This window comes from Collinsella aerofaciens (assembly GCF_040910265.1).
Classification (GTDB): Bacteria; Actinomycetota; Coriobacteriia; order Coriobacteriales; family Coriobacteriaceae; genus Collinsella; species Collinsella aerofaciens_BK.
Genome location: NZ_JBDGAW010000001.1, coordinates 185794 through 211859, shown reverse-complemented (window position 1 = coordinate 211859; position 26066 = coordinate 185794). Strand labels below are relative to the sequence as shown.

Sequence of the window (26066 nt, the reverse complement as noted above, 5' to 3'; positions counted from 1 at the left end):
CCGGACGGTGTAACCTAAACGGAAATGAACCGGAAAGGAGGCGGCATGGAGACGACCGCACGCGGCAATGTACCAAAAACACTGCATAACATCGCGTTTGTCAGTATTCCCGAGAGTGCCGATCTTGAGTTTTTGCTCTGGGACCTGCAGGATGCCATCGCGGCCTATGCACAGCTTTCCGGCACTGTACTCCCCCATCCAGTCGACTTGAAGGCAAATAGCGCCGATGCTGCCGATGGCATCGTGCTCGCCGTTGAGGATATGACCGATGACGAGGCAATGGCAGACATCGCCAAAGCGCTCGATCGCTTTGGCGATACGGGGACGCGCGTCTATGTTGTCGTCCGGGCCGCCTGTGAGCGCAGCGAAGGAGCACGCATGCTCATCGAGCGTCTACGCCAAGCTTGCGAACTCCGCAGGCTAACGTGGTGCGGCGGCGTTATCGCCTGCACCGGCAGCGGCATCGCAAAGCTTCGCCATTCACCACGCATGGGCATCTTGCGCCGACCATTTTCCGAAGCGATGGATAAGCTGGTGGGCGCCGTGCGCATGGGCTGCTCGGTTGAGCACGCACAACTGCTTGGCGGTGGCGGCGTCTCGAATTTTGACCCGGACGGCATCATCACCGCCAAACAGGCAATCCCCGCCTGGCTTTGGCGCTTAGCCACAAGGCACTGCGGTTAGCGAGTCGTTAATCCTCCTCGGGAAACATCGAGGAGCACCTCTGCGACAAGAACAATACTGCCTGCGGCGGTACCCGGATGGTTAAGTCCGCCCTCTTTGCCGATGGCGACTTTAGCCAGGCCGAGCAAATCACGCCAGGCAACAATATGGCCCCTAGCGATTCAGGTCAAAGCCAAAATAGCTGCGCGCATTGTTGTAAGAGATATCCTCCACCAACTTGCCCAGGCACTCCTCGTCATCCGGAACGCGACCCTGCTCCGCCCACTCGGCAAGCAGGCCACAGAGCACGCGACGAAAATACTCGTGTCGTGGATAGCTCAAAAAGCTACGCGAGTCAGTCAACATGCCAGTGAAATTGCCAAGCAGGCTCTCCTGCGCAAACACGCTCAGTTGCTTCCTGATGCCATCGAACGCATCGTGGAACCACCATGCGCACCCCAACTGCAACTTTTGGCGACACCCTCCCTGGAAGGACTGCATCAGCGTCGCCAGGCCCATCCATTGGCTCTCGTCCAGCGAATAGAGAATGGTTTTTGGAAGTGCTCCTTCCCCATTAGCCGCATCGAGCAAGCTTGCAAGCTCGGAAACAAACCCCGCCTGATCACCGCATGAGTCAAATCCCGCATCCGCGCCTACGGACATATATCCGGCAGAGTTTGCGTTACGCAGGCAATTCATATGCAATTGGAGCGCCCATCCACGACGTTCATACTCCCCCATCAGATGAAGCGTCAACGCCGTCTGGTACGCATCAACGTCTTCATGCGACAACGTCTTTCCGCACAATGCGTTGTCAACGATTCTCTGGAGCCCGCTATCGTCCGCCCAAGCAAACCTAAAGGAGTTCATGCCGTGATCGGCCAGACGACAACCCTGGGCATGGAAGTATCCGACACGCCCCGAAGCGGCCTCCTTGATCGCATCCCAAGTTGCAACCTCCAGTCCCGCGGCACTGGATAGTTGCTCAAGATACTCGGAAAACGTTGGCTTATCGATTCCCATCAGGCCGTCGGGCCTAAACGTCGGAAGCACCATAGCAGCACCTGCAGACTGGCGCATCTTCCGATGCCAGGAAAGGTCACTCACGGGATCATCCGTAGTGCAAACACAGTGCACGTCAAATAAGCGCATCAGGCCCCGAGCTGAAAAATCGGGTTCTGCGATTCTCGCGTTTGCGCGCTCCCAAATCTCGGCGGCATTCTTTCCGCAAATTGTGAGATCGATCCCAAATGCTCGTCTCAGTTCCAAATGGCTCCACTCGTAGAGTGGATTACCGTATGCGCGTTCCATAGTATGAACGTAGGCAAGAAACTTGTCATACGGCTCTCCATCCCCCGTGATCAGACGCTCCGGCACGCCATTTGCACGCATGAGACGCCACTTGTAGTGGTCACCCGCCCCCTCATCGCAAATCCAAAGCCGAGTGAGGTCATCGAAACGCTTGTCCTCGCAAATCTGCTGGGGATCCAAATGGCAATGGTAATCGATAATGGGCATGTGCTCGGCATGGTCGTGATAGAGCTTGCGGGCCAATGGCGTAGCGAGTAAAAAGTCATCATTTAAAAGCATGATCTATACCTTTTCAAAAACGGGTACAGAGCAAAGCTCCGTACCCATAAGCAATCAAATGCGGTGGACTATATCTGTCCTTTGTCGACAAAACCAGCCTTCTCAAGCGCTTCCCACATGCCGTTAATGTAGGCAATGCCTAAGGCGCGATCATAGAGACCGTAGCCTGGACGTCCCGTTTCACCCCAGATCATGCGACCGTGGTCGGGGCGAATGTAGCCCTCAAAACCGTTGTCATGGAGAGCTTTCATCATGCGATACATGTCGAGCGAGCCGCATTCACTCGGGTGAGGCGCCTCGTAGAAATCCTTGTTAGCGGAGTTCTCGGGCGCGATGTACTTGATATTGCGCATATGCACAAAGTGAATACGCCCGCGCTGCGTAAACTCGGAAAGAATGGAATAGACATCGTTTCCAGGCTCCTCGGCAATCGAACCGCAGCAGAGCGTGATGCCGTTATGGGGCGTATCGACAGTGCGACAGAGCCAGTCGAGGTCCTCACGGTTCTTGATGATTCGCGGAAGGCCAAACATGGAGTAGGGCGGGTCATCAGGATGAATAGCCATCTTGACGTCGCATTCCTCGCAGGTGGGCATAATAGCCTCGAGGAAGTAGACGAGGTTCTCGCGTAGCTTATCCTCATCGATATCTCGATAGGCCTCAAACAGACCCTTTACCTGTGCCAAGCGCTCGGGCTCCCAGCCGGGCAGCGTAAAATCGCCGGAACCGTGAGCAACCGTGTCGATAATCTCCTGCGGGTCATCGGGGATATTCTTCTTGATAAAGGCCAGCGTTGACGACCCGTCGGGCAAGCGGTAGTCCAAGTCACTCTTGACCCAGTCAAACACCGGCATGAAGTTATAGCAGATGACCTTGACGCCCTCGGCAGCGAGGTTGCGAATCGTTTCCTTGTAGTTCTCGATGTATCGATCGCGCGTGGGCAAGCCGATCTTGATGTCGTCATGAATGTTGACGGATTCGATCACTTTAAGCGTCAGGCCGTTGTGTTCAATCATCTTGCGAAGCGCGTGAATGCGCCCACGAGGCCAAACCTCACCCGCGGGGATGTCGAACAGCGTACCGACGATGCCGCGCACACCCGGAATCTGGCGCACTTGCTCCAATGTGATTTTCTCTTCTTTGGGACCGTACCAGCGAAACGTGAGTTCCATAGTTCTGCCTCCTTACTTGCAATATATATCTATGGTTGCGGCAACAGCGCCCGGGCCAGCGAGCATCTCTGCCAAAAAATGCTCAACTTTGCGGCCCAAGCCCACCTCGTAAAGATCAAGCCCAAAAATCTCGGCGTTGGAAAGGATGGGCGATATGGCATCATGAATGGCCGACGCATCGCACACGCCCAGAGTGAGTGAGCTGACGCATTCGGTAAGCTCGGGCAGCAAAGGATCGGGGCTCAGCTCAAAATCGTTACCCGCATCGTCGACGCCCAGGAGATAGCGCAACCATCCGGCGATTGCCAATGGAATATAGGTAAGGTTTGCGACATCGAAACCCCGGTCTCGATAGGAGCAGATGGTGTGTCCAAAGCGAATGCCGACCTTCTGGGATGTATCCGTTGCAATGCGCTGCGGCGCATCAGGAAGGCTGCGATTAGGAAGACGTTGTCCCACGAGCTCATCGATAAAGGCACGTGGGTCAATCACGCCCGGATCGACCACTACGGGCAAGTCCTCGTCGTAGCCTAGATGTTTTACAAGCGCGACCAGACGCGAGTCCTCCATCTCCTTCCAGATGCGGTCATAGCCCATGAGGCATCCGAAGACCGCGAGGCATGTATGTAACGGGTTGAGACAGGCCGTAACCTTCATGGTATCGGCCCGCTCAGCTGTCTCGCGATCGCATATGATGACGCCCGCCGCCTCGAGTTCAGGGCACCCGTTGGGGAAGGAGTCCTCGATAACCAGGTAGTGCGCCGCCTCGGTGTTGGCAAAGCCCGCAAACGCAGGACCGTCCGTGGGCATGAGCGACAAGTCCTCCCAACCCTGCTCGGCAAGCGCCGCAGCCGTCTCGGGTGACGGGTTGGGCGTGATGCGGTCGATCATGGACCAGGGAAAACTCACACGCGCCTCATCGTCGAGGTAATCGATAAAGCCTTGGTCGACATGGCCGCAATCGAACCAACCACGCGCAACCGTGAGCACTGCCTCCTTAAACCGCCGCCCGTTTTGCGAGAAATTGTCGGTCGAAACCATAGCAATCGGCGCTGCACCGGCGCGGTAGCGCGCCCAAAGCAGACGGCAGACAATACCCATCGTGCTCGCAGCGCCCTCCGGACCGGCCTCGAGCTCGGCGGCAACATAGGGCAACAATTCGCCGCGCGCATCGCGCAGCCCATAACCCTTCTCGGTGATGGTAAACGTTGCCATCTCAAGCTCGGGGCTCTCAAAGTAGCGCTCGGCGCGAGCCAAGTCCTCAGGACACTGAGGGTTTGCAAATACGCCGCCCGCATTGACAGCGATCACGCGCTCGTCAAGAGTCCCGTCGGCATTCATGATTACCTGCAGGCCGTCATACCCGTAAGGCGCAAAGACTTCAACGAGCGTAGAGGGGCTAAAGGTCTCTGCCACCACGACGCCGCGGTCGAGCTTGCCTTGGTCGGCAAGCTCCTGGGCTATTGCGGCATGAAAGGCTCGGTAGAGGTTGCCGGCGCCAAAATGGATCCACCTGGGCTGCTCCCAACCCGTAGCCTTGATTGTGTCAGTATCGCATTGGGGTAGCTTCACGCCCATGCGCCGGAGCTCTTCTGTCTGGTTTTTCCAATCGGATAGCTTTGCCATGCTCTCTCCTATCGCATCGCGCGCGGATCAAAGCCGTCCACGTAATCTGCCTTGTTGCACCAACGCTCACGCAGCAAAAACGCCACGGCCTTGGGCTGACGGTCACGGGTGAACGCACCCTTTTTGTTGCCGTCGACACGCATCTTGCCCTCGACCGTCTGGAAGTCGCACAGATTCCAGGGTTGTTCGCCCACTACCCAGTCAAACATGTCAAAGATCTCGTGCTGCATCTTGAAATACTCGACTTGATACTCCTCGCTCCACATCACGCTCGGCAGCTTGTGAACGCCGGCCATGGTGTCGCATCCGTACTCGGTAAAGAAGAACGGCTTGTTGGGCTCAAGCTTCTCCCACTTATGCATCTCCTCGATCAGAATCTCGCGTGCATCCTCGATCTCGGGGCCGGGAGACACGTACCAGCCGTCATAACGGTTGAGCATCATAAAGTCGGCCAAATGCGTGCACTTGTCGATACCGGCACGACAACGCGTGACATTGGTGTAGGAACGAGGACGCTTCTGCGGGTCAAGCTTGCGAGCAAGGTCGAAAATCTCCGTCGCGTACGGAAGGCTCCCCTCGGTCGAGAAATCTGGCTCGTTGAAAAGACTCCAAGCGCAAACGCACGCATGGTTTTTATCGCGCTCGATAAGCTCGCGCACTGCCTGTTTATGGACCTCAAGCGTCTTCTCGATGCCAGGAAGATCAAAGAGCGTCTTAGAAACCGAAGTCTTGGTGGCGTCGTCGAAATTCTGCGTCGAAACCAAAAAGCCTACGGCCGCGACCTCATCGATCACCAGGAAGCCCTCGCGATCCGCCTCTTGAAGCTCTTCCTCCGCATACGGGTAATGGCTCGTGCGGAAGGAATTGCAGCCCATCCACTTCATGAGCTCAAAGTCGCGGCGGGCAACCACGGGGTCAAACCCTCTGCCGTGAATCGGGCTATCCTCGTGGCGACCAAAGCCCTTGAGATAGACGGGATGTCCATTAAGCAGAAAATCGCGGCCATCGATCGAAACCGTACGCAAGCCAATCTGCTCATAGTATTCGTCGACAACTTTGTCGCCGTCCACAATTCGCACCGTAAAGGTGTAGAGGTAGGCAGCGCGCAGATTCCAAAGATGCGCATCTTCAATCTCGATGCCGCCGGAAGTGCCGCGCTTTTGTGCGACCACGTTCCCGTCTTCATCGGCGACCGTCAGCTCAACCTCGTGCGACCCATTGGTAGTGACCTCGTAGTGCACGTATGCCGTACCATCGATAACCGACTCGGTCACCACGGTCATGTCCTCGATGCGCTCAGCCGGGGTATAGACCATGCGCACGCTGCGCTGAAGACCGGAATAGTTGAAGAAATCAAAGTAAGGCTGGTTGATGCGCGTGCCGTCACGCAGCTCTTTGACGCGGCCGAGGGGCAGCGATTCATGACTCAACTCGTTGTTAACCTTGACAACGAGCAGGTTCCAGTCGTTCCAGTGCACGGCATCGTTGGCATGGGCGCAAAACGGCGTAAACCCGCCCTCGTGCTCCGCCAGCTCCGTGCCATTGAGGTAGACCGTCGCTCGATGCGTGGCGGCGTCAAAGCGTATATCGACATTGCCGTCGCGCCACTCGCCCGGAACAAAAATGCGACGTGCATACCACACGTCACCGCAGAACTCGCGGCTCTCCTTATCGGTGAAGATATCGGCAAAGCTCGCCGGAACCGGCATGTCGACAGCATCAACAAGGCCCTTAGCAGGCCAGTCCAGTTCCTCGCCCACCTTTTCGCGATCAAAGGCAAAATCCCACGTACCGTCGAGTACCTGGATACGGCGGGTTACCGTGGTGCGCGGGTAGAGCGAATCGAATGGCATGGATCATCCTTTCGGTTGATTGGAAAACAGAAAGAGGCGACCGGCCGCGGCGCCCCTGCACCGCGGCCCGCGCCGCCTACCTACCGATCGTTTGGGGCGCGTCGGCTACGCCGCATCAAGTTCGGCCTGCTGGGCCTTCTTATCGGCTTCGGACAGCATCTTGTCGTTAAAGCCAAAGAAGTACGTGAGCGCAACGGAGAGGACAAAGCTCAACACGACGCAGACCGGGACACTCCAGCCGCCAGGGAACATAGCCAGGGCCGGGATGGTAAAGAGGTTGAGACCAACCTGGGCCAGACGTTGGAATCCAGCGATGGAGATGATCACGCCGCCAACGCCGGCAGAGAGACAGGCGCACACAAACGGACGCTTGTACTTGAGAAGAACACCGTAGATGGCGGGCTCGGTAATGCCGGCAAAGACGGCAACGACGGCATTGGTGCCAGCGAGCTCCTTGAGGGGCTTGAATTTGGTCTTGAGCATGACGCCCAGGGTGGCGCCAGCAATAGCGTACGTGCAGCCAAAACCGAGCGGCATGAGCCAGTCATAGCCGAGCACGGCATAGTTGTTCATGGCGATGGGAACGAGCGCCCAGTGGGCACCAAAGATGATCAGACAGGGATACAGGCAGCCGTAGATAAAGGCAGCGACCTGCGGCGCCAGGTTGTAGACAACCATGAAGGCATCGGCAAAGACGTTACCGATGACCATGGAGACCGGGCCGATCGCGATAAGCTCGACAGGGACCATGACGGCGACGCAGATGGTGGGCACAAGCATAAAACGCAGTGACTTAGGCATGAACTTACTCACCACATGCTCAAGCTTGGAGAGCACCCAGACGGTGAGGAGCGCCGGCAGCACGGACTGACCATAGTTCATAAGGTTGACCGGCAGACCGAAGAAGTCGAGCGCCGCGCCGTCCGAATAGGCCTTGGTAATCGCGGGATACAAGAGCGCACCGACTACGGCAAACGCCGTAAACTTATTGGTCTTGAAGCGATCGGCCGCCGTGATGGCAAGCGCGAGCGGCAGGAAATACATAAAGGCATCGGAAGCCGCGTACAGGATCTGATACGCACCGGAGTCCGCGCTCATGAGACCAGTGTTGGTAAAGACGACCAGCAGAGCGCGCAGCAAACCGACACCCGCCATGCCGCCCAGGCAAGGCATGAAGATGCTCGAAACCAGGTCGGCAGCGCGTTCAACGATGCTGCCTTTTTTGCCCTCGTCCTCGGACTCGGCGGCAACTGCGCCGCCATCAAAGCCGGCGCCGAGCAGCTTGATGACCTCGTCAAAGGCATCCTCAACATCGGGGCCGATAACAACCTGATACTGACCGTTGCCAATAACAACGTCCACGACGCCCGAAACGGCCTTGATATCGTCAGTCTTGGCCTTGTCCTGGTCCTTAAGCACAAAGCGCAGGCGGGTAATGCAGTGCTTGACAGAAGAAATGTTGTCTTTGCCGCCTACAAGCTCGACAACTGACGACGCAATCGCCGGATAGTCTTTTTTAGCCATGAATGCTCCCTTCGGAATATCGCAGGTGGTTTGCACGGCGCCCTATGACCGGTCCGGGCGCAAGAACTCCACGCTGTTATGAGGCCTCATGTCCCCCTTGGACATTGGCTTAAAACTAACAGCTCAGAAACTGATGCAACATAACCAAAATATGTTGAAGATTGACCAAATCAGACTGTTAATAGTTTTCGCAGTTAATCCGCTATGTTTGATTAAAATGAGCTTAGTAACCACCTTCAGTTTTGCCAGTTCATCGGCAAACGGTAGCTACATTCGGATAAACGGTATAACCACATCAACTGATTGATATATCCATTTCCGACACTATGATAAATATCATCGAATGCCGTTTGGAGAAAGGTCGGCGATGACGCCCGAGCAGATGGATGCCCAGCTGAGGCAACTCAGCGCACACGAGGAGCTCTATAAGCGGGGCATAGACCCCAACCAAGTAACGCCGTACCCATCGGTTGCGGAGGCCGATGGCATCCCCCGTTCCGCTGCAGTTGCGCCCCAGCAAGTAGTTGCAGGCTTCTACATCAAGCGTCACTCGCGTTTTAGGGAATATCCCCTGCATCGCCAAAATGAAATTGAACTTGCCTATATGTATGACGGCTCTGCGACCGAAATCGTTAACGGTTCAACTTTCAAACTCAAACGGGGGCAAATGCTCATTGTGGACTCGGACACCGTGCACACGACGCTTCCCTTGGGCGAAAACGACATCTTGATCGTTATCAAGCTCACTAAGGGCGGCATAACTCCGAGCTTCTTCTCTCAGCTCGAATGCGGAAGTATCGTGGGATCGTTTTTTGCCAATTCCATTTCAAAGGGCCGCGCACATGACGGCTACGTTCTATTCCATTCCGATCAAAGCCGGCGGCTATCGCTTTTTATGAAGGAATTTCTCTGTGAGTGGATGGAGCCGAGCCGGTACAGCAAGAACATGCTTCAAGCTCTTTTTGGAACCATCGTGGCCGAGCTTGCCAACGTCTACGAAAGCGACATCACCAACGCGTCACACGGGCAAAATCCCGCACTCGAAGTACTCACATATATAGAAAAAGAATATTCATGCTGCACCCTTAAAGGAGCCGCAGAACATTTTGGCATGGCGCCCGACAGCCTCTCACGCATGCTCAAGCGCGAAACGGGAGACAGCTTCAACAAGTTACTACAGAGGCAAAGAATCTCCATTGCCAAGGCGCTGCTCGCAAATACCGACCTTGCCGTGACGGCAATAGGAAAGCAGGTCGGATACGACAACATGTCATTCTTCTATCGCAAGTTCAAAGAAGACACGGGGCTGACGCCAGCTGACTATCGGACGGCTCTCGGCATATCCCGAGAGACAAATCTGACAAGACAGCTTGCAACATAGAGCAAATCGAGTCCCGAAGGTGAATTGCAATTTAACTAATTCCGCCATTGCTTAATCTCGATATACAATTGCAAAACTCTGTGTAGCCTTGGTTCGTAGAAAATGGCATCTTCAACCGTCCGATAGGGCAATTTGACGTTGGCAGCGTACGCAACTATCAGCCGGAAACCATTACGCACAAAAAGGCCGGGGGCGCGCCTCGCACCCCCCCCGTTCTCACCGCAATAAAACCGAACCTCGGACCTGCCCCGGGAAAGGAAAAATCTCGCGAAACGAGCCCATCCCCATGGGAGGAAGTCAGAGGGCCCAGGTCGTGGCGCTACCCCAGCGCTCAACAAGGCGCTCCAGGCGCCATGCCGCGTTGGCGGGACTTGTTGACGGCAATACGACAGCGGGCAGGCCCGTCCGCTCCTGCAGATAGCGCTTGTAGAGGCGCCCCGCCGTACCGCCGTTGCATATCACTTGCTCAATGGACGCGTTGCTCGTGATGAGCTCGATGCGCGCCGGCACAACGTTGCGAATGCTCGCGTCGCTTGAGCCCTTGATGTCACAGCTCTCGATCACGTCCCACAGGGCCACACCGCCGTTGAGCAGCATAGCCCGCTTGGCAGCAACCGAGGCGTCGAGCGTCGCGGGCTCGCCGCTCGCCAAAGCGTCTCCCTCGTTGGGCGGCACGGGCACACCGAGGCACGCGGCCATCACGCGCCAAAAGCGGTTCTGGGGATTACCGTAATAGAAGGTGTTGGCGCGCGAGAGCACCGAGGGAAACGACCCCAGCACCAAAACGCGCGAGCGCCGGTCGAACACGGGCTCAAACCCATGCTCAATATGTTGATAGCCCTCGTCAGACACAGGCATGGGCTAGGCTCTCAGCAGATAACGCACCTCATAGGGCGCAAGTTCAAGGGAGCCCGGCAGCTCGACCGTGGGTGCATCGTCGGCAAGCAGGTCGACGAAGGAGCCGTTGAGTTCGCCGGCTCCAAAGGTATAGGGCTCGTTCACGGCATTGACCGCCACGAGCACCGTCGCATCGTCGTAGGCGCGCTCGAACAGCAGCTGCTTGTTCTGGATCACCACGTTGCGATAGGCACCATAGTTGAGGGCACGGGCCGCCGCGTCGTCTGCCGAGCGCAGGTGCGCGAGCTGCTTGATGAAGGCCGTCAGCTCGTTGGGCGCAGGCTCATCGAGCGCAGGTCGCAGCGCCCAGTCACCATCGGGGCCGCCCTTTTCGCCAGGAATCCCCCACTCGCTGCCATAGTAGACGCACGGAATGCCCGGCATGCCAAAGAGCATGCCATAAGCGGGGCGCAGACAGGACTTGTCGGTAAGGATGCTCGCCAGGCGCGGCACATCGTGGTTGTCGACAAACGACAGCAGATGCTTGCCGCGATAAATGCACCACGGGTCACCGCCAAACTGGCGATGTAGCGAGTGGGCGATCTCGAACATGTTGACCGAGTTAAAGCTGGAGTACAGGCCCTTGTAGCACTCGTAGTTGGTGCAGGAGTCAAGCATCTCGTCATTGACGATCTGGTTGTAGTCGCCGTGGAGCGTCTCACCAATCAGCACAAAGTCGGGCTTGAGCTCACGGGTAAAAGTATGCAGGCGGCGCATAAAATCGCGATCGAGCATATAGGCGACGTCCAAGCGCAGGCCGTCGATGCCAAAGCCCTCGGCCCAGCGACGCACGGACTCAAGCAGGTAATCGACCACGGCGGGGTTTTGCAAGTTGAGCTTCACAAGCTCAAAATGGCCTTCCCAGCCCTCGTACCAAAAGCCGTCGCCATAGCAGGAGTCGCCGTCAAAGCTAATGTGAAACCAGTCCTTGTAGGGCGAGTCCCACTTGCGCTCCTGAACATCGCGGAAGGCCCAAAAACCGCGACCGACATGGTTGAAGACGGCATCGAGCACCACGCGGATGCCATGAGCGTGCAGCGTCTCGCACACGGCGGCAAAGTCGGCGTCCCCACCCAGGCGACGGTCGATATGACGCAGGCTACGCGTGTCGTAGCCATGGCTGTCGGACTCGAGCGGCGGGTTAATAAGCACAGCGCCAACGCCAAGTTCCTGCAGGTAGTCGGCCCATTGGGCGATCTTCATGATGGGGGCATCGGGATTGGCTGCTGCGGCGGCTTGGGCGAGCTCATCCTCGGCAACGGGCGCGGCGTTTTCGCGCGGGGCACCGCAAAAGCCCAGCGGATAGATCTGATAGAACGTCGTCTCGTATGCCCACATAGCAACCTCCCGGTCGACCCTCACACAACGACATCCATTGTATGCCCGCCGCGCACCCCCTCCCCCAAAATAAGTTGCGGTGGAATAGTTCCTATTTGAGCCTTCAGAGGCCTTAAACAGGAACTATTCCACCGCAACTGATGGAGGGATGTGGCTAGGCGACGGCCTTGGCGCGGCGGATGGCCGGGAACATCACCGTGATGGCGAGGATGACGCCCACGACGGCGATCGCGCCGCCTGCGTAACCGATCCAAGCAATACCGGGACCCGAGACCACGGCACCGCCGATCGCGGTGCCGGTGCCGATGCCGAGGTTGAACAAGCCCGAGAAGATCGACATAGCGACAGCCGACGAATCCGCCGGCGTGTACTTGATGAGCTCGGCCTGGAACGCCACGTTAAAGGCTGTGGCGCAGCAGCCCCACAGTGCGCAGACGCCAAGAACCGCGGCAAGCGACGACGCGGCAGGACCCATAAGCAGCAAGGCAACCGGCACGCCGGAGAGCGTAATCGCGAGGAACGGGAAACGGTGCCCGTCGAACAGGCGGCCAAACAGCCAGCTGCCAAGCAGGCCAGAACAGCCGAACGCCGTCAGCGTCATGGTGATAGCGCTTGCGTCGACATGGGCGACCTGAGCCAGGAAAGGCTCAATGTAGCTATAGCCCGCATAATAGCCGGTCGCCATGAACACCGTGACCGCATAGAGCGCGATGAGGAACGGGTTCTTGAGCAGCTCGGGCAGCTGCTTGAGCGTAAAGCGCTCGCCCGCTGGCATGGTGGGGAACACCGTGGCCTGGTACACCACCGCGGCGGCGGAGAAAGCGCCAACCACGGCGAACGTCATACGCCAGCCCACGGCCAGGCCGATGGCGCGGCCGAGCGGCAGACCGAAGATTTGCGCGATGGACGAGCCCGTAGCGATCATGCTGATGGCGAGCGCCCCATGGCGTGTGTCGACCAGACGCGAGGCCATAATCGAAGCGACCGACCAGAACACGGCGTGCGCGCAGGCGACCACCAGGCGTGCGCAGACCAAAATGGGATAGGTCGGAGCCAAGGCGGACAGAAACTGGCCCAGCGAGAACACTGCCAGCACGCCCAGCAGCATTCGCTTGAACTCAAAGCGCGAGGCGAACACCATGAGCGGCAACGACAGCAGCATGACGCCCCAGGCGTAGACCGAAATCATGATGCCGGCCTGGGCCTCGGTGAGCGAAAACGACGCGGCGATATCGGTCAGCAGGCCGATGGGCATAAACTCCGACGTGTTGAACACGAATGCACAGCAGGTGAGCCCGACGAGCGGGAGCCACTGCCTGAGCGTGATGCCGTCTTGCCTTGCCTGACTCATATATAACGTCTCCAATCATTTTGAGCGGAGGCGATTATATAGCAACGGCCCCGCATCCGTCAGCAACAGATGCGGGGCCGAAAACAATTCGATACACAGAGGCTGCGCCGTCAATAAAAAACTAAGCCAACCCCAGCAATATGCCCGCCGAATGCACGACAAACGCCACGATCCAGGCGACCGTCACTTGAAACGCGAACACGGCAACGGCGTAGCGCGCGCCCAGCTCGCTCTTGACGGCGCCGATGGCTGCCACACAGGGCGGGTACAGCAGCGTAAAGACCAGGAACACATAGGCAGTGAACGGCGAAAACATGGTCGACAGTGCCGCGGGCGAGGTCGCGCCCAAAAGCACCGTGAGCGTCGAGATGACGCTCTCCTTGGCAATAAGTCCTGTGACGAGTGCCGTCGAGGCGCGCCAGTCGCCAAAACCGAGCGGGGCCAAAACCGGCGCGATGATGCTACCCAGACCGGCAAGCAGGCTTTGCGACTGGTCGGCGACCACGTTAAAGCGGATATCGAACGTCTGCAGGAACCAGATGACCACCGTAGCGGCAAAGATAATGGTAAAGGCCTTGGTGATGAAGTCCTTGGCCTTATCCCATGCCAGCATCACCGTCGTCTTGACGCTCGGCAGGCGGTAATTGGGAAGCTCCATGATAAACGGAACCGGGTCGCCCTTAAATGCCGTGCGGTTGAGCACCAAAGCCGCGATGCAGCCGACCACGATACCGATCAGATAGAGCGAGACCATGGCGGGGACCGTCGCCTGCGGGAAAAATGCTCCGCACAGCAAGCCGTAAACCGGCAGCTTGGCCGAGCAACTCATAAACGGCGTGAGCATGACCGTCATCTTGCGGTCGTGCTCGGATGGGAGCGTACGGGTCGACATGATAGCCGGCACGGTGCAGCCAAAACCGACGAGCATGGGGACGAAGCTGCGGCCCGAAAGGCCAAAGCGACGCAGTACCTTATCCATGACAAAGGCCACGCGTGCCATGTATCCGGAGTCTTCCAGAATGGAAAGGAACAAAAAGAGCACGACGATAATCGGCAGGAAGGTCAGCACGCTGCCCACGCCCGTAAGCACGCCGTCGACAGCCAGCGAGCGCACTACGTCGTTGGTGCCGAACGCCTTGAGGCCCGCATCGGCCGAGGCGATGATGGCAGCGATGCCGTCCTCCATGAGTCCCTGCAACGCCGCGCCGATCACGCCAAACGTCAGCCAAAAGACGAGGCCCATGATCACCAGAAACGCCGGAATGGCTGTGTAGCGACCCGTCAGGATGCGGTCGATCTTGACGGAGCGCACGTGCTCGCGGCTCTCATGCGGCTTGACGACGCAGCGCCCGCACACGTCGCCGATAAAGCTAAAGCGCATATCGGCCAGCGCGGACAGGCGGTCGGTGCCGGCTTCGCCCTCCATCTGGGTAATGATGTGCTCGATAGCGTCGAGCTCATTGCGATCCAAGTGAAGCGCCTCGGTCACCAGCTCGTCGCCTTCAACCAGCTTGGTCGCCGCAAAACGCACCGGAATGTGCGCCGTCACGGCATGGTCCTCGATCAGGTTGGCAATGCCGTGGATGCAGCGATGCAGTGCACCGCCGTCCGAACCATCGGGCGCACAGAAGTCCAGGCGACCGGGGCGCTCGCGGAACCGTGCCACGTGCAAGGCATGATCCACGAGCTCGCCGATACCCTCGTTGCGGGCAGCGCTAATGGGGACAACAGGCACGCCCAACAGGCTCTCGAGCAGGTTGACGTCCACGGCGCCGCCGTTGGCCGTCACCTCGTCCATCATGTTGAGCGCGATGACCATGGGGCGGTCGAGCTCCATAAGCTGCAGCGTCAGGTACAGGTTGCGTTCGATATTAGTAGCGTCGATGATGTCGATGATGGCGTCGGGGTTTTCGTCCAGGATAAATTGGCGACTGACGATCTCTTCGCCCGTGTACGGAGACAGCGAATAGATGCCGGGCAGGTCGGTAACGCCCGCCTCGGGATGGTTACGGATGGTGCCGTCCTTGCGGTCGACCGTCACGCCGGGAAAGTTACCGACATGTTGGTTGGAGCCCGTAAGCTGGTTGAACAGCGTGGTCTTACCGCAGTTTTGGTTGCCGGCGAGGGCGAAATGCAGCGGCGCACCCTCGGGCACGGCCGTTTTTGCCGCACGGGGCGAATACGTCCCCTCGCCAAGTGCCGGGTGCTCCGTCGTGCCGATTGCGGCGTTAGTGCGCGGACCCGTGTCTGTGTCGTGAACACCCACGAGCTCGATGCGAGCAGCATCGTCCTTGCGCAGCGTCAACTCGTAGCCACGCAGGCGAATCTCGAGCGGGTCGCCCATAGGAGCGTACTTCATCATGGTGACTTCGGTGCCCGGCGTTAGGCCCATGTCCAAAATATGCTGTCGGAGTGCCTGATCGTCCGATGCCACCGATGCGACAACGGCGTCCTTTCCAATCTCGAGTGTATCGAGCTTCACGCGCTCATCCTTTCGTTAGACGCGGTTAACCGTTTACCGGGGCTAACCAACTCGTAACGACAAATGATAGCGCTCTGAACTATTATATAAAGTCAAATACCGATGTTTACCTGCGCAAACTTTATGCGGTGCGCCCCGAAAGCTCTTTGCGCATACCGCTCAGCGAGATCGAAATGGAACCCGACCGCGCGGTAGCAGTGAGTCGATCACCCTCAACCGACCCCGTGCATGTAAAGGGCGCCTTGCCCATCAAGACGTGGGAGATAGTACCCGAGAGCTCAAAGAAATCGCACTCAGCGCGGGCACCCGAGAGAGCGATATTGAGACCCCTGACGTTTAGTACTGCCCTGAGCGCGCCGTTCACCCCATGTGAAAACGTCACCTCGCCGCGCTTGCTCCCCACCGGCGTCTGGGCCAAAACCACATACGTACCCTCAAGCATGGCTCCTCCTCTAAGCAGACTTTTTGAAACGGGCAAGTAGTCTACTTTTACATATGGCGTTCCAGGAAGCGGAAGGCCAGGCGGATCCAGGGACGGACGGAAACCTGCTTGTCCTCGTTGTCGACCGCGGTATTGGCGTTGCCGAGCGAAAGGCCGTGGCCACCCTGGTCAAAGACGTGCATCTCGCATGCGACACCCTCCTCGGCCATGCGCTGTGCAAACGGGTAGACCTGCGCGATCGGCGCCGTCTTGTCGTCCGAAACGCCCCACACAAAGGTCGGGGGCATCTGGCGCGAAACGTGCGTGGTAGGGCAAATGTCGGTCAGGTGCTCATCGGTCGCCTCGCCGCCCGTCACCATCGACAGATAGTCGTTGAGCAAATCGCGCCCCGTCTTGCCACCCGTCTTGGGCACGCGCAGGTCAATGCGCGGGTCGCGCGTCTGCATATCGCGCACATAGGCAAGGTCGAGCAACGGATAGCCCAGCACCACGGCGTCGGGACGAATATCCTCCGGACGAGCCCCGGCAAGGCCCGCGAAGGGACCGGTCTTCCACTGCGTTGCCAACGAGGCGCAAATCATGCCGCCCGCCGAGAAGCCCACGATGCACACGCGCTTGGGATCGACATGCCACTCGTCGGCGTTGGCGCGCACGGTAGCGACCATCTTGGCGAGGTCCGCCTGCGGGTGTGGAAAGCTCACGTCGCCCGTGGCGCTCGTCACATAGTTGAGCACAAAGGCCTGGTAGCCGCGGTCCAAAAATGCAAACGCCACCGGGTCCTGCTCGTGCGGAGCGATATGCGTAAACCCACCTCCGCCGCAGATGATCACCGCGGGGCGGCGGCCATTGGGCTTGTCGGGCAGCGGCTCGGCACCCAGATACGTAAACGTCGCCGGATAATCCTCGGTCGGCTCCTCGCCCCACAGCGCATGGTTCTCAATAATCATAGGTGCTCCCTCCGTGCGATTCGTGCGCACTCGTTTTTCGCACCTTAGCGTACCCCACTTGAGCCCGCGGCGCAGAAACACCCCCGCAATAAGTTGGCCTTCAACTGATATATCACAAAATCGCTGTTCAGAGGTATCGTTAGGCAGCGTAAAATAGGGGCGCTGACCGTGCTGGGAAACACGTACGAAACGTTTCCGGCAAACCACACGCGTGCAACATGCGCGCCTGATACGTTGGAGGCATCTATGGGTCTGCTCGATTCGCTCAAGTCCACGTTCACTTCGTCGGGCGAGGCGTCCGTTCCGCCCGCAGCAAGCTTCGCCACCCGCGAAGGCGTCATCTACGCTCCCGTCAACGGCGTGCTTGTCAATCTGAGTGAGGTTCCCGACGAGACCATCGCCTCGGGCATGCTCGGCCAGGGCTACGGCATCGAGCCCATTACCGGCACCATTTACGCCCCCGCCAACGGCCGTATCGGCGCCACCACTGTCACCAACCACTCCATCGGCATGATCACCGAGGACGGTCTTCGCGTGTTCATCCATGTTGGCCTGGGCACCGTGGAAATGAACGGCAAGGGTTTTGCCCGCTTTGTCGAGATGGGCGATGTGGTCAAGGCAGGCCAGCCGCTCATCAGCTTCGACCGCGAGGCCATCAAGGCCGCTGGTCACGAGGACATCGTGACCGTCATCGTCTCCGAGCTCGATCGTCTTAAGAGCATCGACCATGTCGGCGAATCTGGAACGCTTATCGGCGGCAACCCGCTCGTCAAGCTGGGCGACCCGCTGCTGGTAGCCAAGACCAAGTAGCCAGGCCCCGCGCCATACAGCCAAAAGGCACCTCGTCAAGCGCCCGCGACCATTTGGCCGCGGGCGCTTTTCGTTTGAAAAACCATCCCGCCAATGCCTTATCTGTATAGCCCAAATGAGCCGAGCTGCTAGAATATCGAACTGTATGGATAACTATCATTCAACCGTTATGGGAGGATACGTGAACCGCACCAAAATCGCGCAGCTCTATGCCGATGCCGAGTCGCTCGGTGGCCAAACCGTCACCGTTGCCGGCTGGGTCAAGTCCGTCCGCGACATGAAGAACTTTGGCTTCGTTACGCTCAACGACGGCAGCTGCTTCCGCGACCTGCAGGTCGTCATGAACCGCGAGGCGCTCGACAACTACGACGAGATCGCCCACCAAAACGTCTCGGCCGCCCTCATCTGCACCGGCACCGTCAAACTGACCCCCGATGCTCCCCAGCCCTTCGAACTCACCGCGACCGAAATCGTGGTCGAGGGCGTCAGCGCCCCGGACTACCCGCTGCAGAAAAAGCGCGCCACCGTCGAGTTCCTGCGCACTCAGCAGCACCTGCGCCCGCGCACCAACCTGTTCCGTGCCGTGTTCCGCATCCGTTCTGTCGCGGCTGCCGCCATCCACCGCTTCTTCCAGGAGCAGGGCTTTGTCTACGTCAACACCCCCATCATCACCACGAGTGACTGCGAGGGTGCCGGCGAGATGTTCCGCGTAACCACGCTCGACCCCCAAAACCCGCCCCTCACCGAGGCCGGCGAGGTCGATTGGAGCCAGGACTTCTTTGGCAAGCACGCGAGCCTTACCGTATCCGGCCAGCTCAACGCCGAGAACTTCGCCATGGCCTTTGGCGACGTGTACACCTTTGGCCCCACCTTCCGCGCCGAGAACTCCAACACCACGCGCCATGCCGCCGAGTTTTGGATGATCGAGCCCGAGATGGCCTTCGCCGACCTCAACGACTACATGGATAACGCCGAGGCCATGCTCAAGTACGTCCTCAAGGACGTTATGGCAACCTGCCCCGACGAGCTCAACATGCTCAACAAGTTTGTGGACAAGGGTCTCATCGAGCGCCTGAACCACGTGGCAAACTCCGACTTTGCCCGCATCACCTATACCGAGGCCGTTGAGATCTTGGAGCAGGCTGTCGCCGCCGGCCACAAGTTTGACTATCCCGTCAGCTGGGGTATCGACCTGCAGACCGAGCACGAGCGCTTCCTGACCGAGGAGCACTTTAAGCGCCCGACCTTCGTGACCGACTACCCGGCCGAGATCAAGGCCTTCTACATGCGCATGAACGACGACGGCAAGACCGTCGCCGCCGCCGACTGCCTGGTGCCGGGCATTGGCGAGATCATCGGCGGCTCCCAGCGCGAGGAGCGCCTGGACCTGCTCGAGGCCCGCATTAAGGACCTGGGCATGGCCCCCGAGCAGTACAAGTACTATCTGGACCTGCGCCGCTACGGCTCCTGCAAGCATGCCGGCTACGGCCTGGGCTTCGAGCGTCTGGTCATGTATCTGACGGGCGTGGGCAACATCCGCGACGTCCTGCCGCACCCGCGCACCGTGGGCAACGCCGACTTCTAATCGCCACAGCGCCACCAAACGCGTTCCAGCGCATCACGCCAGCGCCTCTCGGCAAGCCGAGAGGCGCTTTTTCAACAGCACCCGTCAAGCTTTTGGCAAGGTTTTGGCCAGTTGAACAGGTCTGTTGAAAACTCGACCCGCCGCTTGCCGACGGCTACCGACCGCCCAGGGCGTCCTGCGCCCCTGGGAAAGCCCCGCGTCCTAGGCTCCATACCGTCGCCACCCAAAACGGAAAGGACGTGGGCGCCATGACCGAAACCGCTGTTGAAACTTACGAGACCACGACGAGGGGCGCCGCCTCGATGGCAGCCTATCGCGCCGTACGCATCCTGCAGCTCTTAAGCGAGAACACCGGCGAAGACAAAGCCTTGCTATCCGACGAGTTGGTCGAGCGCCTCGCCCATCCCGACGACCCCGCCCGCATGCCTATTTCGGCAGCTCGGCGCAGTATCTACACCTCGATATCTGCGCTTCGTCATGCCGGATACGAAATTGACTACAAACGCGGCGTGGGCTATCGACTCCTGACCCGCCCGCTCACCGACGAGGAGATCATACGGCTCCATGGCATGGTCATGCGCAACCGCTCCACGCCCATCGCCATTCGAAAGAGCATGGCGCAGCACCTGGTCGCCATGGCGAGCGCCGACGTTCGCGGCTACCTCGATATGCCCGAACCCGCACCAAGCGCAGACAGTAAATCAACCAAGGCCAAACACACGCCCGTCAAACGTATCGACACCTGCGAGCTCGTCGAGCAGGCCATCGATCATGGAACGACCGTCAGCTTTGACATCTCGAACGTCACGACTCGTGGCGAAACCGAAGCGGTACGGATGACGGTCCGACCCTTCGCCATCAGGCAGCGCGATGGGATCTCGTATCTACTGGGAACGGTCTATGACGCCCGAGGCACCGACGACACCCTGCGCACCGTCGAGATAGCCCGCATGAGAAACGTCAGCACGCGCCTGCTCGACGGCAAGAAACTCTTCGCCGCCCTGGACGAAGAAGACAGCCCCGCTCCTGCGGCGTAAGTCTTGCCGCTGCCCGCCGAATCCCTCTCCGTCCGTCCGGTTCAGTATTAAAAAACTCACCAGGCTGTTGTAAAAATGGACATCGGCGCTACTATAGACCCACTTGCACTTTTTCTCAGTGCAGTGTTTCCAGCCATTTTTATACTGGGGGTAATGATATGAAGGACATCACCATCAGCCGCAGGAGCCTTCTGGTCTCCGCTGGCCTGCTCGCGCTCGCTCCGCTCGCCGGATGCGGCGGCAATTCTGGCTCCGGCTCCGCTGCCGCCGGTTCCGACTACACCATCGGCGTTTTGCAGCTCACCGAGCACTCCGCACTCGATGCCGCCAACGACGGCTTTGTCAAGGCCATCAAGAAGAGCGGCCTCAAGGTCAAGATCGACCAGAAGAACGCCCAGAACGACCAGTCCACGTGTAAGTCCATTGCCGACAAGTTCGTAGGCGACGGCGTCGACCTGATCTATGCCATCGCCACGCCCGCCGCACAGGCCGCCGCCGGCGCTACGGCCGATATCCCCATCGTGGGCTGCGCCATCACCGACTACGCCGCTTCCGGCCTGGTCCAGGACAACGACAAGCCCGGCACCAACGTCACCGGCGCTTCCGACCTCACCCCGGTCGCCGAGCAGCTCGAGATGATGCAGAAGGTCCTGCCCGACGTTAAGAAGGTCGGCCTGCTCTACTGCACCGCCGAGTCCAACTCCGACGTCCAGATCAAGGCCGCCAAGAAGGAGCTCGACAAGCTGGGCCTGGAGTACACCGACTTCACCGTCTCGAGCTCCAACGAGATCCAGTCCGTCGTCGAGTCTGCCGTGGGCAAGGTCGACGCGCTCTACTCCCCCACCGACAACACCATCGCCGCGGGCGCCTCGCAGGTCGGTCAGATCTGCAAGGAGAACAAGCTTCCCTTCGTGACCGGCGAGGAGGGCATGTGCATGGCCGGCGGCCTGTTCACCCTCTCCATCAACTACGAGGACCTGGGCTATGCCGCGGGCGAGATGGCCGTCAAGATCCTGAAGGGCGAGGCTAAGCCCGAGGACATGGCGATCAAGCACCTCTCGAGCAAGGACCTGGTCGTCGTCAAGAACGACGAGATGGCCGAGGCTCTGGGCATCGACCTCTCCGCTCTGGACGAGTAGCGGCATGCACGGCGATGCGTCTGGAGCCCGTGCTCGCGCTACAGCCGTGTTATTCAATATATGAGCCACAGGGGCGGACGTCAAAGATCGGCGTCCGCCCTGCTTGTTTCAGGTAAAACAAAACGTCTGTCCGCAGCTCTTTTATGCATCGTTACCGCTATTATGGAAAATCACGTGTCCACCCTATCCTAGGAGGTATGAAGCATGCTCATTGCATTGCAGGGCGCCGTTTCGCAGGGCGTCCTCTGGGGCATTATGGTGCTTGGCGTGTTTATCACGTTCCGCCTGCTCGACATCCCCGATATGACCTGTGACGGCAGCTTTGCCCTCGGCGGCTGCGTCTGCGCCGTGCTCATTGTCAACAACAACGTCGACCCGCTGCTCGCCGTTTTGGCCGGCATGTGCGCCGGTGCCATCGCAGGCGCCGTCACGGGTATTCTGACCACCGTCTTCGAGATTCCCGCGATCCTCGCCGGAATTCTTACGCAGATCAGCCTGTGGTCCATCAACCTGCGCATCATGGGCAAGTCCAACACGCCCATCCTTGCCAAGGGCACCATCTTCTCGTCCGTCAGCAACATGACCGGTCTGCCGCAGTCCACCGTTGCCATCATCTTGGGCATCCTGCTCGCCGTGGCTATCGTCGCCATCCTGTACTGGTTCTTTGGCACCGAGATTGGCTCCGCGCTGCGTGCCACCGGCAACAACGAGTACATGATCCGCGCCCTGGGCGTTAACACCAACACCACCAAGATGATCGCCCTCGTGCTCTCCAACGCCCTCATCGGCCTTGCCGGCGCGCTCATCTGCCAGAGCCAGAAGTATGCCGATATTGGCATGGGCACCGGCGCCATCGTCATCGGCCTTGCCGCCATCGTCATCGGCGAGGTGCTCGGACGTCTGCTGCCCGGTGGCCTCACGCAGTTTGGCGTCCGCCTGGCCTCCGCCGTCTTTGGCTCCGTGGTCTACTTCCTCATCCGCGCCATCGTGCTGCAGCTGGGCATGGATGCCAACGACATGAAGCTGCTCTCCGCCGTGATCGTCGCCGTGGCCCTGTGCGTGCCCGTGGTTTGGGAGCGCTATAAGCTCCGCAGCTCCTACACGAAGGGGGATGAGGCAGATGCTTAAGCTCTCGCACGTCAAGAAGACCTTTAACAAGGGCACTGTCACCGAGAAGCGCGCCCTCACCGGCGTCGACCTTACCCTCAACGACGGTGACTTTGTGACCGTGATCGGCGGCAACGGAGCCGGCAAGTCCACGCTGCTCAACATGATTGCCGGCGTGTACCCGCTCGATTCGGGCGTTATTGAGCTCGACGGCAACGACATCTCGCGTCTGAGCGAGTCGCAGCGCGCCAAGTACCTGGGCCGCGTGTTCCAGGACCCCATGCGCGGCACCGCTGCCGACATGCAGATTGCCGAGAACCTGGCACTCGCCAAGCGCCGCGGTCAGCGTCGCGGCCTTTCGTGGGGCGTCACCAAGGCCGAGAAGGACGAGTACGTCGAGCTGCTCAAGCGCCTGGACCTTGGTCTGGACACGCGCCTCAACGCCAAGGTCGGTCTGCTTTCGGGCGGCCAGCGCCAGGCGCTCACCCTGCTCATGGCCACGCTCACCAAGCCGCGCCTGCTGCTGCTCGACGAGCACACCGCCGCACTCGACCCCAAGACGGCCTCGAAGGTACTCAACCTCACCGAGGAGATCGTCGACGAGAATCATCTGACCACGCTCATGGTCACGCATAACATGAACGATGCTATCCGTCTGGGCAACCGCCTGATCATGATGCACGAGGGTCACGTGATCTACGACGTGGCCGGCGACGAGAAGAAGTCGCTCACCGTGGCCAACCTGCTGCAGAAGTTCGAGGAGGTCTCGGGCGGCGAGCTCGCCAACGACCGCATGCTGCTGAGCTAAACCTACCAAAAAGGGACAGGTTTATTTTGGCAGGTTTTATCTGCGCAAACGTCAAGACCGCCGCAAAGGGGCAAGCACCTTTGCGGCGGTTTTCACATATCATGTCGATATTGGCGATATTCAACCAGGCATTCTGGTTAAGAACTAAGGAAGCCGCTATGAAAAGATTCCTCCCCCGCCTTGCACTGACCACCGCGCTGCTTGCCGGCGCACTCGCTGGCGCTCCCAGCTTCGCTTTCGCGGGCAGTCTGCCCGGGGTCATCAACGGCGATGTAACCGTCATGCACACCAACGATATCCACGGCAGCTACAAGTACAGCTACAACGCAAGCAAGGGCACCGGCACCGTCGGCTTTGACGGACTGGCGGTTCTCTATAGCGCCCAGAGCAACGCCCCTGATTTTCTGCTCGATGCGGGCGACACCTTCCACGGGCAGTCCTTCGCCACGATGAGCGAGGGCAAGAGCATCGCCGAGCTTATGGACACCTTCTATGCAGACGGCTATGACGCAACCACGCCTGGCAACCACGACTGGAGCTATGGCGCGGACAAGCTTCGCACCATGACCGGCTATAGCACGACCAGCTCGCCCTTCGCCATGCTCTGCGCGAATGCAACGTCCGCCAACGGCGTATGGAGCTCGAGCTTCACCAAGCCGCTCGACCGCACCTGGAAGGACGATGAGGACCACTCCACGTTTGATTACCAGATTAAGGTCGGCATCGTAGGAGCCATGGACGACTCGCTGGGCTCCTCGCTGCGTGCAGACCTGGTCGCGGGCACTAGCTTTTCGAATGCCGCCGGCGCCATCAATGCCGAGGCGAAGCGACTGCGCGAGAACGAAGGCTGCAACGTGGTCGTCTGCATCGCGCACACGCTCAATGCCAAGACCTTTGCCGCGCAGCTCGACGGCGTCGACGCCCTTATCGCAGGACACGAGCACATCAACCTGGACGAAAACGTGACGGGTGCCGACGGCAAGCCGGTCCGCGTCGTCGAGGCCGGTAGCGCCTTTGCCGAGGTGGGACTGCTTTCCATCCCCTACGAGTACGACACCAAGGGTACCGAAAGCACCGACGACGACACGGTGGCGGCATACGCAGGCGAAAGCGACGAGAAACTCTATACTGCCAAGGACGTCAACGACCTGTTGGCCGACCCCGACAAGGGTTCCCTCTACCAGAGCACTCTCGATGAGGTTCGCGACAAGAAGATCGAGCCACTCGACGAGGCCTTTGAAAACGAATCGGGCAAGGTGCTCGGCACATCCACCGCCGACTATTTCTACGGCGAGGACGCATCTGGCACGCACGGCTGGGAGATGGTACGCACCACCGATTTCCGCCCCAACAAGACAGGTGACACCACCAAGGCACAGACCATCGGCCACGTAATCTGCGGCTCTTATCTTGACCTGACGGGCGCGGACCTTGCCATCGAAAACGCAGGCGGCATCCGCGGCGGCATCACGGCGGGAAACGTGACCGCCGGCAACGTCATCGCCATCTCGCCCTACGGCAACACCGTGGAGACCTGGACCATGACCGGCGCGGACTTCCTCGCAGCGCTCGAGCACTCGCTGCAGATCAGCGACGACTGCAACGACAGCTACGAGCTGCAGCAAGCCTATGTGGCAGCCGGCCACACCGAGCAAGAAGCCCAGGATATGTACAAGTGGCGCGACGATTCCGGCAGCGTCCTTTCCTTCGGCGGCATCAACGTGACGATCGACTGGACGCAGTCCGAAGGTAAACGCATCGTGAGCGCCACGCTCACCAAGGACGGCACCGCGCTCGACCCCGCCAAGACCTATACCGTCGCCACCAACAACTACATCATCACCAATACGACCGACTTCCCCACCTTCGCAAACGCCACCAAGCACACCGAATGGGGTACGTGCGAAGCGGCGCTGAGGGCGCTGATCGGTCAAAGTGGTTGGGAGAGTAAGATGGCCTCGCTCGCGGGCACCATGAGCTTTGTCTCCGCCACCGTGGACCCCACGCCCACACCGGCCCCGACGCCTAAGCCCTCGCCTAAGACGGACACGACGACCACGAAGGTCATCACCAAGAAGACGACCGGCAAGCTCGCCGCAACGGGAGACCGCACGCTGGCAGTAGTTGGCACGTGCCTTATCGGCGGCATCATCGTCATCATTCTCGGCATTATCTGGAAGCATCGACGCTAAGCTACACCGCCGGGCCTTGCAGCCCCGCCGCGTAAGCCTTATATCGAGCACAGAAGCCCGTCCGAATTTGATCGGACGGGCTTCTTGGTGGGTATCATGGTTGGATGATCATGAGGAGGTTT

At 59.3% G+C, this 26066-nt stretch carries 20 protein-coding genes; 9 read left to right on the top strand and 11 right to left on the bottom strand.

Annotated elements, in window-relative coordinates:
• Positions 1–45 precede the first annotated feature (45 nt).
• A complete protein-coding gene (locus tag AB5Z14_RS00910; RefSeq protein ID WP_368129927.1) occupies positions 46–684 on the top strand; it encodes a hypothetical protein in 639 nt (212 codons plus the stop codon).
• 153 nt (positions 685–837) lie between these two features.
• On the opposite strand, the gene uxaC is transcribed toward AB5Z14_RS00910, so the two are convergent.
• From uxaC to AB5Z14_RS00885, 5 genes are all read right to left on the bottom strand, one after another.
• Positions 838–2253, bottom strand: coding sequence for a glucuronate isomerase (uxaC, locus tag AB5Z14_RS00905; RefSeq protein ID WP_368129926.1), 1416 nt, complete (start codon positions 2251–2253; stop codon positions 838–840).
• A 68-nt stretch (positions 2254–2321) separates the two neighbouring features.
• Positions 2322–3425: a mannonate dehydratase gene (gene uxuA, locus AB5Z14_RS00900; RefSeq protein ID WP_368129925.1), complete on the bottom strand. Its 1104-nt coding sequence runs from the start codon at positions 3423–3425 to the stop codon at positions 2322–2324.
• Positions 3426–3437: 12 nt separating this feature from the next.
• Positions 3438–5051 (bottom strand): mannitol dehydrogenase family protein, encoded by a 1614-nt coding sequence (locus AB5Z14_RS00895; RefSeq protein ID WP_368129924.1) that lies wholly within the window; start codon positions 5049–5051, stop codon positions 3438–3440.
• Between the two features lie 8 nt (positions 5052–5059).
• Positions 5060–6904: a beta-glucuronidase gene (gene uidA, locus AB5Z14_RS00890; RefSeq protein WP_368129923.1), complete on the bottom strand. Its 1845-nt coding sequence runs from the start codon at positions 6902–6904 to the stop codon at positions 5060–5062.
• 105 nt (positions 6905–7009) lie between these two features.
• A complete protein-coding gene (locus tag AB5Z14_RS00885) occupies positions 7010–8428 on the bottom strand; it encodes a PTS transporter subunit EIIC (RefSeq protein ID WP_368129922.1) in 1419 nt (472 codons plus the stop codon).
• A gap of 367 nt (positions 8429–8795) precedes the next feature.
• Here AB5Z14_RS00885 and AB5Z14_RS00880 point away from each other — a divergent pair, with 367 nt between their 5' ends.
• Positions 8796–9809 carry an AraC family transcriptional regulator gene (locus AB5Z14_RS00880; RefSeq protein ID WP_368129921.1) on the top strand — a complete coding sequence of 338 codons (1014 nt, stop codon included), beginning with the start codon at positions 8796–8798 and terminating at the stop codon, positions 9807–9809.
• A 297-nt stretch (positions 9810–10106) separates the two neighbouring features.
• Here the strand turns inward: AB5Z14_RS00880 and AB5Z14_RS00875 are convergent, their stop codons facing one another.
• The 6 genes from AB5Z14_RS00875 to AB5Z14_RS00850 form a co-directional block, all read right to left on the bottom strand.
• Positions 10107–10667 carry a uracil-DNA glycosylase family protein gene (locus AB5Z14_RS00875; RefSeq protein WP_368129920.1) on the bottom strand — a complete coding sequence of 187 codons (561 nt, stop codon included), beginning with the start codon at positions 10665–10667 and terminating at the stop codon, positions 10107–10109.
• 3 nt (positions 10668–10670) lie between these two features.
• On the bottom strand, positions 10671–12044 hold the full coding sequence (locus tag AB5Z14_RS00870) for an alpha-amylase family glycosyl hydrolase (protein WP_368129919.1): 1374 nt from the start codon (positions 12042–12044) through the stop codon (positions 10671–10673).
• Positions 12045–12198: 154 nt separating this feature from the next.
• Complete coding sequence (locus AB5Z14_RS00865; RefSeq protein WP_368129918.1) at positions 12199–13395, bottom strand: MFS transporter; 1197 nt, start codon at positions 13393–13395, stop codon at positions 12199–12201.
• A gap of 121 nt (positions 13396–13516) precedes the next feature.
• Positions 13517–15877 (bottom strand): ferrous iron transport protein B, encoded by a 2361-nt coding sequence (gene feoB, locus AB5Z14_RS00860; protein ID WP_368129917.1) that lies wholly within the window; start codon positions 15875–15877, stop codon positions 13517–13519.
• Between the two features lie 121 nt (positions 15878–15998).
• Positions 15999–16319 (bottom strand): hypothetical protein, encoded by a 321-nt coding sequence (locus tag AB5Z14_RS00855; RefSeq protein ID WP_117786142.1) that lies wholly within the window; start codon positions 16317–16319, stop codon positions 15999–16001.
• A gap of 47 nt (positions 16320–16366) precedes the next feature.
• Positions 16367–17266 (bottom strand): alpha/beta hydrolase, encoded by a 900-nt coding sequence (locus tag AB5Z14_RS00850; RefSeq protein ID WP_368129916.1) that lies wholly within the window; start codon positions 17264–17266, stop codon positions 16367–16369.
• 246 nt (positions 17267–17512) lie between these two features.
• Here AB5Z14_RS00850 and AB5Z14_RS00845 point away from each other — a divergent pair, with 246 nt between their 5' ends.
• From AB5Z14_RS00845 to AB5Z14_RS00815, 7 genes are all read left to right on the top strand, one after another.
• Complete coding sequence (locus AB5Z14_RS00845) at positions 17513–18076, top strand: PTS sugar transporter subunit IIA (protein ID WP_368129915.1); 564 nt, start codon at positions 17513–17515, stop codon at positions 18074–18076.
• Positions 18077–18257: 181 nt separating this feature from the next.
• A complete protein-coding gene (gene asnS, locus AB5Z14_RS00840) occupies positions 18258–19661 on the top strand; it encodes an asparagine--tRNA ligase (RefSeq protein ID WP_368129914.1) in 1404 nt (467 codons plus the stop codon).
• Positions 19662–19909: 248 nt separating this feature from the next.
• Positions 19910–20698 (top strand): hypothetical protein, encoded by a 789-nt coding sequence (locus AB5Z14_RS00835; protein WP_368129913.1) that lies wholly within the window; start codon positions 19910–19912, stop codon positions 20696–20698.
• Between the two features lie 158 nt (positions 20699–20856).
• Complete coding sequence (locus AB5Z14_RS00830) at positions 20857–21837, top strand: ABC transporter substrate-binding protein (RefSeq protein ID WP_368129912.1); 981 nt, start codon at positions 20857–20859, stop codon at positions 21835–21837.
• A gap of 204 nt (positions 21838–22041) precedes the next feature.
• Entirely contained in the window at positions 22042–22965 is a 924-nt protein-coding gene (locus AB5Z14_RS00825; RefSeq protein WP_368129911.1) for an ABC transporter permease, read from the top strand.
• Positions 22958–23752 (top strand): ABC transporter ATP-binding protein, encoded by a 795-nt coding sequence (locus AB5Z14_RS00820; protein WP_368129910.1) that lies wholly within the window; start codon positions 22958–22960, stop codon positions 23750–23752. The genes AB5Z14_RS00825 and AB5Z14_RS00820 overlap by 8 nt, the downstream gene beginning before the upstream one ends.
• 158 nt (positions 23753–23910) lie before the next feature.
• Positions 23911–25944, top strand: coding sequence for a bifunctional metallophosphatase/5'-nucleotidase (locus AB5Z14_RS00815; RefSeq protein WP_368129909.1), 2034 nt, complete (start codon positions 23911–23913; stop codon positions 25942–25944).
• Positions 25945–26066 lie beyond the last annotated feature (122 nt).

Excerpts from the sequence above, each read along its gene's own strand:
- AB5Z14_RS00815 (WP_368129909.1), top strand. The coding sequence starts at position 23,911 with ATGAAAAGATTCCTCCCCCGCCTTGCACTGACCACCGCGCTGCTTGCC.
- AB5Z14_RS00910 (WP_368129927.1), top strand. The coding sequence starts at position 46 with ATGGAGACGACCGCACGCGGCAATGTACCAAAAACACTGCATAACATC.
- AB5Z14_RS00870 (WP_368129919.1), bottom strand. The coding sequence starts at position 12,044 with ATGTGGGCATACGAGACGACGTTCTATCAGATCTATCCGCTGGGCTTT.
- AB5Z14_RS00830 (WP_368129912.1), top strand. The coding sequence starts at position 20,857 with ATGAAGGACATCACCATCAGCCGCAGGAGCCTTCTGGTCTCCGCTGGC.
- AB5Z14_RS00825 (WP_368129911.1), top strand. The coding sequence starts at position 22,042 with ATGCTCATTGCATTGCAGGGCGCCGTTTCGCAGGGCGTCCTCTGGGGC.
- AB5Z14_RS00820 (WP_368129910.1), top strand. The coding sequence starts at position 22,958 with ATGCTTAAGCTCTCGCACGTCAAGAAGACCTTTAACAAGGGCACTGTC.
- AB5Z14_RS00865 (WP_368129918.1), bottom strand. The coding sequence starts at position 13,395 with ATGAGTCAGGCAAGGCAAGACGGCATCACGCTCAGGCAGTGGCTCCCG.
- AB5Z14_RS00855 (WP_117786142.1), bottom strand. The coding sequence starts at position 16,319 with ATGCTTGAGGGTACGTATGTGGTTTTGGCCCAGACGCCGGTGGGGAGC.
- AB5Z14_RS00850 (WP_368129916.1), bottom strand. The coding sequence starts at position 17,266 with ATGATTATTGAGAACCATGCGCTGTGGGGCGAGGAGCCGACCGAGGAT.
- uidA (WP_368129923.1), bottom strand. The coding sequence starts at position 6,904 with ATGCCATTCGATTCGCTCTACCCGCGCACCACGGTAACCCGCCGTATC.
- uxaC (WP_368129926.1), bottom strand. The coding sequence starts at position 2,253 with ATGCTTTTAAATGATGACTTTTTACTCGCTACGCCATTGGCCCGCAAG.
- AB5Z14_RS00880 (WP_368129921.1), top strand. The coding sequence starts at position 8,796 with ATGACGCCCGAGCAGATGGATGCCCAGCTGAGGCAACTCAGCGCACAC.
- AB5Z14_RS00885 (WP_368129922.1), bottom strand. The coding sequence starts at position 8,428 with ATGGCTAAAAAAGACTATCCGGCGATTGCGTCGTCAGTTGTCGAGCTT.
- AB5Z14_RS00875 (WP_368129920.1), bottom strand. The coding sequence starts at position 10,667 with ATGCCTGTGTCTGACGAGGGCTATCAACATATTGAGCATGGGTTTGAG.
- uxuA (WP_368129925.1), bottom strand. The coding sequence starts at position 3,425 with ATGGAACTCACGTTTCGCTGGTACGGTCCCAAAGAAGAGAAAATCACA.
- AB5Z14_RS00835 (WP_368129913.1), top strand. The coding sequence starts at position 19,910 with ATGACCGAAACCGCTGTTGAAACTTACGAGACCACGACGAGGGGCGCC.
- AB5Z14_RS00895 (WP_368129924.1), bottom strand. The coding sequence starts at position 5,051 with ATGGCAAAGCTATCCGATTGGAAAAACCAGACAGAAGAGCTCCGGCGC.
- AB5Z14_RS00845 (WP_368129915.1), top strand. The coding sequence starts at position 17,513 with ATGGGTCTGCTCGATTCGCTCAAGTCCACGTTCACTTCGTCGGGCGAG.